This window comes from Bradyrhizobium sp. 23 (assembly GCF_023073295.1).
GTDB classification, from domain to species: Bacteria; Pseudomonadota; Alphaproteobacteria; order Rhizobiales; family Xanthobacteraceae; genus Bradyrhizobium; species Bradyrhizobium canariense_D.
The window spans coordinates 24,384-34,812 of the sequence record NZ_JADPJF010000041.1 but is presented as its reverse complement, the minus strand read 5'-3'; the positions used below and the strand labels follow the sequence as shown (position 1 = coordinate 34,812).

At 57.6% G+C, this 10,429-nt stretch carries 7 protein-coding genes and 1 pseudogene; 5 read left to right on the top strand and 3 right to left on the bottom strand.

What is annotated here, in order from left to right; translation table 11 throughout:
• Positions 1 to 111 precede the first annotated feature (111 nt).
• Both IVB32_RS09665 and IVB32_RS09660 read right to left on the bottom strand, forming a co-directional pair.
• The gene (locus IVB32_RS09665; RefSeq protein WP_247370099.1) at positions 112 to 1,443 is read right to left on the bottom strand and encodes a hypothetical protein; all 1,332 of its coding nucleotides are present in this window, start codon (positions 1,441 to 1,443) and stop codon (positions 112 to 114) included.
• Positions 1,440 to 2,087: an FkbM family methyltransferase gene (locus IVB32_RS09660; protein WP_247370097.1), complete on the bottom strand. Its 648-nt coding sequence runs from the start codon at positions 2,085 to 2,087 to the stop codon at positions 1,440 to 1,442. Before IVB32_RS09660 ends, IVB32_RS09665 begins: the two co-directional genes overlap by 4 nt.
• A 286-nt stretch (positions 2,088 to 2,373) precedes the next feature.
• On the opposite strand from IVB32_RS09660, the gene IVB32_RS09655 reads away from it, so the two are divergent.
• Genes IVB32_RS09655 through IVB32_RS09645 form a run of 3 tightly spaced genes read left to right on the top strand, consistent with a single transcriptional unit; the run spans position 2,374 to position 5,581 of the window.
• The gene (locus IVB32_RS09655; protein WP_247370094.1) at positions 2,374 to 3,465 is read left to right on the top strand and encodes a glycosyltransferase family 2 protein; all 1,092 of its coding nucleotides are present in this window, start codon (positions 2,374 to 2,376) and stop codon (positions 3,463 to 3,465) included.
• 10 nt (positions 3,466 to 3,475) lie between these two features.
• On the top strand, positions 3,476 to 4,642 hold the full coding sequence (locus IVB32_RS09650) for a glycosyltransferase family 4 protein (RefSeq protein WP_247370091.1): 1,167 nt from the start codon (positions 3,476 to 3,478) through the stop codon (positions 4,640 to 4,642).
• 33 nt (positions 4,643 to 4,675) lie between these two features.
• Complete coding sequence (locus IVB32_RS09645) at positions 4,676 to 5,581, top strand: right-handed parallel beta-helix repeat-containing protein (protein WP_247390930.1); 906 nt, start codon at positions 4,676 to 4,678, stop codon at positions 5,579 to 5,581.
• 86 nt (positions 5,582 to 5,667) lie between these two features.
• Here IVB32_RS09645 and IVB32_RS09640 read toward each other — a convergent pair whose 3' ends face one another.
• Positions 5,668 to 6,810 (bottom strand): 2OG-Fe(II) oxygenase, encoded by a 1,143-nt coding sequence (locus IVB32_RS09640; RefSeq protein ID WP_247370087.1) that lies wholly within the window; start codon positions 6,808 to 6,810, stop codon positions 5,668 to 5,670.
• Positions 6,811 to 7,407: 597 nt separating this feature from the next.
• On the opposite strand from IVB32_RS09640, the gene IVB32_RS09635 reads away from it, so the two are divergent.
• Entirely contained in the window at positions 7,408 to 9,876 is a 2,469-nt protein-coding gene (locus IVB32_RS09635; RefSeq protein WP_247370085.1) for an Ig-like domain-containing protein, read from the top strand.
• Between the two features lie 92 nt (positions 9,877 to 9,968).
• Positions 9,969 to 10,429, top strand: a pseudogene (locus IVB32_RS09630) (type I secretion system permease/ATPase); the annotation flags it as partial.

The window sequence follows — 10,429 nt, the reverse complement described above, 5'->3', positions numbered from 1 at the left end:
CCCAATCCCTGCAATCTCAAATGCCGCCGCAACCGGAAAACTGACTCCTGCTCAATCGCTTAGTGCCTTGTTCACGGACGACTAAAGATGCTATAGTCGGCTCCGTGGCTCTCAGGCTGCCATGCTGCTTGCCGCGTTTCGCTCCCGACGGCGCGTTCGGACCGTTGGGTAGGGGGAAACCGGATACAGTGAGGACTCCCGCAGCGACGCCCTGATGCCGATGCACACTCCCCAAAATATCCAGAGGTAGTTCCAGTAGTGGACCGTCAGCCCGGTGAACATGAGCATCACGACGGCAACGGTGAACGCGATGCGCAGATCTGGCGCGCTGGGATCTTCCATGACGCCCTGAAAGCGACTCTTTGCCGGTAGGACGCTCGCAATATTCGTCAAGACGAGAAGGATGATCATGGGAAGTCCGAACCGAAGCGCGAATACTAGCCAGACCGAGTCGACCGTGGTGTCGAGAATGTCGTGCTTGAGCGGGCCGAATGCGTAGCCTGTGAAAGGAGAATCCATGATCTTTTGTATGGCTGCGTCCCAGATCAACATTCGAAAGTATCCCGACACCGGATCGAAGGTCAGGTGCGAGATGATCCAGCCAAGCGGGTGATTGGCAACGGCCAGGATCACGAGAACGATCGTGACAAGACACAGCTGCAGCGCGCGCCAGCGTTCAGAATATTGTTTCAGCGCCGTGTCATAAAGGTAGAGCATCATGACAATGACGCACGACAATAATGGCGCGGAGGACAGCGACAAGAGGCAGCCGAAAACAGAAAGTCCCGCCCAAAGCAACTTCGACAATGGGCGTTGCTCCGAAAACAGGAAGATGCCGCAAGCGACGGTGCAGTAGGTGCCCAACAGAATGGGGTGGTCGAACGTCGAGGCGGCTCTCACCCAATAGAGCCTGTAGTCGGGCGAGAGCGTCGCAGAGCTGCCGAAGGCGGCAGAGAACATTTCTTGAACGATGAGCCGGCCCGAAAGGTTATCGAAAAGCGCCAGCACGACTATGTAAGCAGTCACAAGCTTGAATGGTTTAATGAAGCTGTAAATGGCCGCCGGGCCGAAGAAAAATCCGCGCGCCACAAGGTAGCCGCCCAGAAACTCGAGGCTCTCGGCGCCAGTCGATGAGATCGCACCCGGCCCGCCCGTGTAGGTGGCGGCTGCGAACATCCAGGCCGCGACCGCACAGGCAAGATAGTCCGAGACGAGGATGTGACGGCCGGCCCTGACCAGTCTCGCCGCGGCAGGGATTATGAGGAGCAGGATGCCGATCCGCCCGACCGTGAGTTTCGCATCGGCGAGATAAAGCTGGACTTGCGCCGCCGGCAGGATGAGCCCCATCAGCAGCAGCCAGGCCGGCAAGGTGCTGCATCGCTCGGAGGCTCTCGGCAGGGCCGTACTTGTCAAGCCGAACTCGCCTTCAGCAATGATGCTCATGAGAGGACCGCCTTGTCCGGTGACCCCGCTTCGATCTGGACGCGGTCGCTGTGTTCTTCGGTCAAATACCAAGTGAAAGTGACCGAACGCGGCGCCAGTCCCCACACGAAACGCCCGCTCTGGAAGACGTGCGGCCGATAACCGATGTCGGCGACGAATCCCGAAATCTCGTCCGATGCAAAGGCGCACATCAGTGCCGGCTTGTGCCGCCTCAGCGTGTGCTCGGATCCTTGCAGTATCTCCAACTCGGCTCCCTGAGCGTGAACCTTGATCAGGGAGGGTGACATGGCAAAGGAATCGAGCGTGCGGCATTCGATTTTGTGTTCGCCCACGGTCAGCTTGGACTGATCGAAACGGTACATGCGGCCGCCGTCGTTCAGCCAGTTGGTCGCCGCCTCCCGCGAGGTCGCCGCCATGCCGTCGCAAGCCCACCGACCGTATGAGGGGACGAAGAACGTGATGGTGCCCGGCTTGGCTCCCAGAGCGCAGGGGAATATCGAGACGGACCGATCTCCGGAGAATCGGACTTTGAGCCGCGCGGCCGAGAGCGGTTCGGGCTCAAAGGCCGCGATGCTCGCTCGCGGCCTGAACCTCTTGAACGCCTGGATACTTTGTCCGCGATTGGCCCCGATGTCGATGATCAAGCCATCAACGCTGGAGGTCCAGGCCGCGCCCCTGTACTCGGGTTTTGCGAAATATGAGGCCGCCGCGTCCTTGAACGCAAATCGAGCGGCGGCAACGCCGGGGATGTTCGCATATGCGAAACGGGCAAAAGGCTTCAAGCTCATGACGATAGGACCTTGCCCACGCGCAATTTACGGCGGCCATTCAATGGCTTTAGATTAAACAAAATAAATGAGATTGCAATATCTGGCATTTAAAGATAGGAAAAAGTATATTATTTATTAAATCGTCGAACGGAAGTTCCCCATGGCCGGGTTGAAGGTTGGCGAAACGGATGCTTCGTATGGGCTGGCGGAAAGCCTCGTTTGCGAGGTGGCGGTGCTCATCGTCGGTTACCGCAACGCAGAGGACGTCGTTGACTGTCTGCAGGCATTGTCACGTGCGACCACTTCGCCGGCTTTCGACATCTTCATTTGCGAGAATGGCGGTCGTGATGCCTATCTCCAGCTTGTAAGCGCCCTGATCAGCGAAGGAGGGCCCTGTCGGCGCGGCCAGTCCTATGGAACCGGACTGGACGGCGACATCAGCCGGTTTACGGACGTTCAGCGCCTGTCTCTCCGAGCAAGGTCGTCAAATGTCTGGGTTGGATGCGCCTTCGACAATTTGGGCTACGCAGGCGGGATTAACGCGTGGCTGCGCCTCCTCTCTGCGATACCCACCTGGCGTGCCATCTGGATCTTGAATCCAGACACCCAGCCGACAGAGTCTGCGTTGGCGGCGCTACACGAACGGGCGGAGTCCGGCCGGAAGGCGATGGTGGGCAGCACTATTCTCGACAGCTTGGACGCGGACCATGTGAGATTTCGCGGCGGTCTTTCCTGGCGGAGGCTGGCGGCCAGAGACGTTGCCATCGGCTTGGGAGAGCTTCTCGACGTGTCCTGCAACGTCGCCGCGGTTGAAGACGCGATGGATAGCCCGTCGGGGGCATCGATGTACGTGACCCGTTGGTGCATCGAGCGGATCGGCCTCATGGATGAAAGCTTTTTCCTGTTCTACGAGGATATGGATTGGGGGCTTCGCGCGAGACATTTGGGGCTCGGTTATGCGGCCGAGTCAATCGTCGTTCACAAGCGAGGTACGACGACGGGATCGGGAAGGACGTCATCGGCCATACCGGTGCTCTCCGTCTATCTACAGCACCGCAATTGCATTCGCTTTGTGCGACGACATTTTCCGTGGTCGGTGCCTCTTAGAATTGCAGTTTCGCTCATGTATGCGTTCCGGTTCCTGCTGCAGGGAGCACCAAACAACAGTCGCGCGGCGGTGGAAGGACTTGTTGCTGGATTGAAGGGTGAGATGGGCCGGCCGGAATGGCATACTGAGCAAGTAAGCGGCTAGGGGCTGTCGTATGAGTGCGCATGTGGGTGTGTTCATGCCTCTGCCGGTGACTCCGAAGGGGCCCGCGTATACTTGCGGAATGCTGGCCCGCGGGATGACAGATTCTGATTTTGCGGTCACGATCGTTTCGCCTCGCGCAGCAATGGATCTTGTATCCCCCGCAAAGGTTGTGCAGGTCCTTCCGATATGGGCTCGATATGTGCCGTACAAGTGGGTGCGATCGAGATCATCGAGAACGATTGAAGGTATATTTCTTAAACAGATGACCAAGGAAACATCCGGAGATCGCATTGCGTATATCTGGCCAGATGCATCGTTGAACACTATCCTTGAACTTAAGCGCCGTAACATACCAGTCTTTCGAGAGATGATTAATTGCCATCGAGGTTCAGCCAAAGTCATTCTCGATGAGGCGTACGAACAGTTGGGCATCTCTCCTCGTCACGGAATTACGGACGAATCCGTCGATGCCGAGCAGGCCGCTCTGGATGCTGTAGACTTTATCTTTTGTCCAAATGCTATGGTCGAGGCATCGCTTCTTCGCACCGGCCTGCCTGCGTCGAAATTGGTGAGTACGAGTTATGGGTGGGACCCGCAGCGATTTAGCGGGGCCAACAGACTCCTGCCGCCGTGCGACGGCATTACTGCGGTATTCGCTGGCTCCATTTGCGTCAGGAAGGGCTGTCATCTGCTCCTGGATTATTGGGCGCGGAGCAACGTTCGTGGACGACTCGTGCTGGCGGGCGTGCTTGAGACCGCCATAAAGGAGCAGTGCGCCGCTCTTCTGGCAAGGCCTGATGTTGTTGTGCTTGACTACGTCGACGACATTGGCGGCCTCTATCGCTCTGCTGACATCTTCGTCTTTGCCTCCCTGGAGGAGGGGGGGCCACAAGTGACCTACGAAGCGTGCGGATGTGGCTTACCGGCCATCACGACTCCAATGGGAATGGGAAGGATTGTGCGCGATGGTCAGGAAGGGCTCATCCTGAACGCCTATGACCGTGATGGGTGGGTAATGGCAATTCGCACTCTTGCAGAGGACGCGAACCGTCGAAGGCGCTTGGGCGCGGCAGCCGCGGAACGCGCGCGCGCATTTGGTTGGGATGAAGTTGCTGCCAAGCGAAGGCGACAGATCTTGGAGCATGTCGCGGCCGTTCCGGCCGCAGCTTTTGCTTAAATGCGGCCAGCGGCTTAGGCTAGGAGCGTGAAGGTGAGGAAGTTGTGGTATTTGCTTCAGCACTACCGACCCACTAAGCGCCGCGCAGGGGTCTGCTCGGCCATTTTTCAGATTCTTATTTCGTCCGCGTCTGACGCAGAGACAATTAGGTTTCGCGACAAGGCGATTGATTTGACCGGCTTTCCGGATGCGACGACCACCGGCGTTCCTCCCGGCAAGTTTCTGGCCGCCTCTTCTGGATTCGTGATTAGTACTCCAGGTACTGTAATCGAAGGTCTCGATATTACCGGTGCGGTGGTAGTCGAGGCTCCGGACGTCAGGTTGCAGGATTGCAAGGTTACCCATGCGGGACACAACGTCATTGTGATTAGGGGTGAAATTTCAGGGACAATCATCCAAAATTGCGAGATTGATAATCGAGGATATGGCGGTCAGTGCATTGCCGGCCAAGGGACGTTTCTCAGAAACAATATCCATGGTTGTGCCGACGGAATTGATGTCCGCGGCGACAACACGCTAATAGAAGGCAACTACATCCATCAGATAACGGGGCCTTCCGACTCTCACTTTGATGGGATCCAAGCCGACGGGAAGTTTTCTCATCTGAGCATTCGGCGGAACACTATCATCAACGAGAATACCCAAACGTCGGCGGTCATGATCGATAATTATACAGGGCCGATCGACGATGTCATGATTGACAACAATCTGCTGGTCGGCGGCGGATATACCATCTACATAAACGAAGTTGCGAAAGGCCAACCTGGCGGTGGGCCGGTGACGAACGTAGTGTTCACGAACAACCAACTCGCCGGAGGATATTGGGGCCCTCTTGATCTTAGAACTGAGTTGGGCAACGTGCCGATTATCTCGGGCAACATTGACAGATTCACTGGTCGACCTGTTCGGGGGCCGAGAAAACCAGCCTTAAAAAGGTGACCTCGATTCAGGGAGTAATCGAACCAAGCAACGAGTGCGAGAATGCTAAGAGGAGGATTTGCCGCAATCGAGGCATCGTTTGGCGCTTATGATTTGGGAAAGCCTGAGGCGTGATCCTCCTGCTGGGCTCGGCGAGCCATGCTGTCGCTGTTGGCCAACGACGTGCTGTTTTTCTCACGGATCTGTTGAGAGATCTCATCATAGAGAAAAGATACGAACGCGTAACGGCGATGACGTGTGACCGGTGTGACTTCGTGCAAAAGAGAGCAGGAAAACACGATCGCGTCCCCCGGTCGAGTGCGATAGGTTTGAGAATTGAATTCGGGGAAATTGAGGTAACCGCCTTCGAAAGTTTCGTTCAAATTGATGGTGACGGCGAAGCGACGGTGAGCGACCATTGGTGCCGTATTGTCGCGGTGTGGCTTGAAATGTCCCCCAGTCGTCGCGTCGTAGCACGCAACCAGATATCGCTCGATACGCGTCGCAGAGAATTGGAATGCGCGATAAACCAGGGGCAGAAGTCGCCGCGCCAATGATTCTCTGGCTTGCCGAAGTGCATCCTCATCTACGATGTAGTGATCCAAGCGTTTCCTAAATGTGGGATCGAAACGCCGGACGATTTTTCCTTCGTTTTCTACCACTCCGATTTCGCGCCCACCGTTCGCCTCGTGAAGGTCGACAAGCTTACGACAAAACAGAGGATCGAACACTTGAGGTATGATGAGCACTGGTGCGGCTTGGCCACTTGGTGGGCTATCCAGCTGGTCTGTCAACTTGGAAACGATTTGCCCGACAAAGCCAGTCGGTTGGGCTAGGCGCACAATTTCAATAATCTGTAGTGCCGGACTTAATATGAAAGCAGCCGGCTCGATTGTTGCGAGCGCCGTCGGTTCTTCTGGCGCAACATATCGTCGCAGAATGGCTCCGGTTGAATCAAATAGAAAGAGCTGACCGGCACGATCATGGCGGACTCGCTCCAGACGGAAGTCATCCGGATCATTGCTCACCCCAACGAAAAGGGCGCGTTTCCCGTCAAATAAATCGTCATGCTTCTCGAAGGCGCTGAGCGCTTCGGCGACACTGGGGCGAGCAGCAGTGCCAAAGAAAAACAGCACGATGAGGCGACCGGCAAGTTCGTCGAAAGCAATGGTATTGCGAAGCTGTGTGCCGGTGGATGCGGAGAACCACGGGGCTGGTTCGCCAACATTTAGAGGTAAGTTTCGAGTCATGCTGGGTCCTATTTGAGCCGCCCTAGCCAGTATCGAGGAGCGTTCTTTCAGTCGGCCGGGGCTGAATTATGGTGACGTGGCCCTCGTTGTTGTGTGCGGATGATCGCCTGCAATGCAAACGATCTCCTTTTGGCTGCGCATCGTCGTGGCGTGGGTTAGTGTTTAATGCAGTCTACTTTATTTAATTGTCGAGCCGCGCTGCGGATCCAGCTCAGTAGCTCGATGCTTGCTGGCGTTGCCACACACTTTCAAAAAGCGTGAATAACTTTCAGTGTGACCTTGCGGTAAACTCCTGCGCTGCGCACCCTATTGCCGGCTATGCGGCGGAATTATTTGGCGTTTTTAAATATCGAAGCGATCTGTGTGGTGCGGGCCACCCAAAAAATAACCCTAGTCACGCCGCCATCTGGTCTAAAAAAAGTACTCGCCGACGGAGCATGAGACAGCGCATGGCGCGCGTGGGGACAATAATCGCGGCCAGAAACTCACTGCACATTTAAACTGCGAAGGAGAAGTCTCTTGGCAACTACTACTGCTTGGCCTGATGCGACGAATACGGGGGTGTCGGCGGGCGTCACCCTAACTCCATCAGGTGGCATGACGATCAACACACCGGGGGCGGTGATCTCTGGACTCGAAATCACTGGTATGGTGGTCATCAATGCGCCGAACGTGACCTTGAAAGACTGTAAGATATCGGGCGATGGATGGACGGTCGTCCGGGTCGCGGACGGCATCACAGGAGCCGTTATCGAGAATTGCGATATCAACGGGATGGCGTCCGGTGGCCAGGGTATCACTGGACAAGGAACGTTCCTGAATAACAACATCCATGGGTGTGCTGATGGTATCGGCGTCTCAGGCGATAATACCGCTATTCAGAATAACTACATCCACGATATGCAGGGCACTTCCGATTCGCATTTCGATGGGATCCAAGCCGATGGCGGCTTTTCTAATCTGACCATCAGTCACAACACGGTCATCAACGAGCACACCCAGACAGGGGTGATCATGCTCGACAATTATTGGGGGCCTATCGATAACGTCAAAATCGACAACAATCTACTGGTTGGCGGTGGCTACACTGCTTACCTCAATGAGGTGGCCAACGGCCAGCCCGGCGGCGGCTCGGTCACGAATGTCTCCTATACGAACAATCACGTCGGGGGTGGTTATTGGGGTGACATGGATCTGAGGACCGAACTTGGTCATGTTCCCGTCATAAGTGGGAATGTGAATGACGGAGTCGCTCTGGCCTCCACGCTCAACACATCGGCGAACAGCGGTACCAACACGGGCGGGACTGCGCCAGCCGCACCATCCGCTCCCGTCATCGCGTCGTTCTCGACCGATAGCGGCACCGCTGGTGACAAGATCACCAGCGACAACACCATCGAGTTGAAGGGGTCCGCTGCTGCAGGCAGCACGGTCAAGTTCTACGATGGTACGACCCAGATCGGTTCGGCCACTGCGGACTCGAGCGGCAATTGGGACTACATCACGAAGGTCCTAACTGACGCCAAGCATACGCTGACCGCAACGGCGACCAACACATCGGGTCAGACCAGCGCGTCGTCGTCTGCGTTGGCAATCACCGTCGACACCAAAGCGCCGACTGCGCCGACCATGGCGAGCCATACGGTGAACAGTGCCAATCAGGTGGTGTTGTCCGGCTCGGCGGAAGCGACCAGCGTCGTCAAGGTATTCGACGGCACGATCCAGATCGGGTCCGTCACGGCCGACAGCAGTGGCGCTTGGGGCTACACCAGCGCTGCCCTAGCAGCCGGTTCGCACAGCCTCACCGCCAAGGCAACGGACGCGGCAGGCAATACCGGCACGGCGTCCACCGCGTTCGCGGCGAGCATCACCAACTCGGCCCCGACGTCACCGACCGCGCCCACGCCGCCGACTGCCGGTACGGTCGTCGAGTCGGCTGGCTCGACAACTCTCGTTGAGAGCAGCGGCAAATTTGACCTCAACGGCATCACCGGATCGGGCCCCACGCTGAAGTATAACGGCGTGGCGTTTGTGAAGGGGTCGGATGGCACCTGGGCACCAATTGGTGCGGAGAAGACCGCGACTGGCTATGAGGTTGCGTGGAAGGAGGCCAGCACCGGTCAGTACACGGCGTGGAACACCGACAACAACGGCAACTACGTTTCCCATGTCGACACCCTGACCGGGTCAACGTGGGGCGGCTCCGTGTCGGGTACGGACTCCGGCCTCAAGTCGCTCGAGACCAGCTTCCATCAGGATCTGAACGGTGACGGGCAGATCGGTACTTCCACTGCCACCGCACCGACGTCGCCAGCGCAGACCACTGGCAAGGTGGTCGAGGCGGCTGGTGTGACAAGTCTCGTTGAGAGTGGCGGAAAGTTCTACCTCAATGGCAGCACCGGAACGGGCCCCTCGCTGAAGGATAGCGGTGCCGATTTCGTCAGCGGGTCAGATGGCAGCTGGGCACCGATTGCTGCGGAGAAGACGGCGACGGGCTATCAGGTCGTCTGGAAGGAAGCGAGCACCGGTCAGTACACGGCGTGGAACACCGACAACAACGGCAACTACGTCTCCCATGTCAGCTCCCTGACGGGCTCCACGTCGGGCGGCTCCGTGTCGGGTACGGACTCCGGCCTCAAGTCGCTCGAGACCAGCTTCCATCAGGATCTGAACACTGACGGGCAGATCGGTACGTCCACCGTAGCTACGTCGTCCACTGCAACCAGTAGCACCGTTGCTGCTGCGGGCAGTACGTTCGTCGCCTCGGCTGGCAACACGACCCTGAAGAGCACGTCGGGCGATGACACCTTCGTTGGCAGCAGCCAGGCCGACACCTTCGTGTTTGGCGCGGGCTTCGGCAACGACGTCATCAAGGGGTTCGTTGCGCGCGGTCCTGCGCACGACACGATCGAGTTCAGCAAAAGCGTGTTCGACAGTTTTGCGAGCGTCCTCTCCCACGCGACCCAGTCGGGCACCGAGGTCGTGATCGCGACGGGGAGCGATACGCTCACACTGAAGAACGCCAAGCTCGGCGCGTTGACCAGCAACGACTTCCACTTCGCGTAAGGTACGGACTTCCACACCGAGTAGTACTCAACAACTGCCTTGGGGATCTCTTGGGGGATCTTCCGACAAGGCATGGCTCAAGGGCGGCTACCATGATTGACTTTGGACGGCGGGGGGGATTCCCCCCGCCCGCGAATCTCTATCGAATTCCACTTCTGCACATATCAGGACTCTGGACGGCCGGACGGCAGTGGGCGGAAGAGGCCGAACTGCGGACGCCGCAACTGATCGACCGGGCCAAGGGCCTGATCGAAGCGTTGCGGCAACGGATATTCGCCGGTCGACCTCGGCCGGTGGATCACTACGACGAGTCGCAGTCGGAGTTGTCGGCTTTCCTGCGGTCTTGCCGCCGGATTTTCTGGGCACTCGCGGCCTTCAGCGGGATGAGCAATCTGCTCATGCTCACCGGCTCGTTTTTCATGCTGCAAGTCTATGATCGGGTGCTGCCCGGACGCAGCATACCGACGCTGATCGCCTTGATAGTTCTGGCCACGGTGCTTTACCTGTTTCAGGGCGGGCTCGATCTCGTCAGGAGCAGGATCAGCGCCCGGGT

Coding starts and splice junctions, on each gene's coding strand:
- IVB32_RS09665 (WP_247370099.1), bottom strand. CDS start 1,443: ATGAGCATCATTGCTGAAGGCGAGTTCGGCTTGACAAGTACGGCCCTG.
- IVB32_RS09655 (WP_247370094.1), top strand. CDS start 2,374: ATGGCCGGGTTGAAGGTTGGCGAAACGGATGCTTCGTATGGGCTGGCG.
- IVB32_RS09650 (WP_247370091.1), top strand. CDS start 3,476: ATGAGTGCGCATGTGGGTGTGTTCATGCCTCTGCCGGTGACTCCGAAG.
- IVB32_RS09640 (WP_247370087.1), bottom strand. CDS start 6,810: ATGACTCGAAACTTACCTCTAAATGTTGGCGAACCAGCCCCGTGGTTC.
- IVB32_RS09635 (WP_247370085.1), top strand. CDS start 7,408: ATGACGATCAACACACCGGGGGCGGTGATCTCTGGACTCGAAATCACT.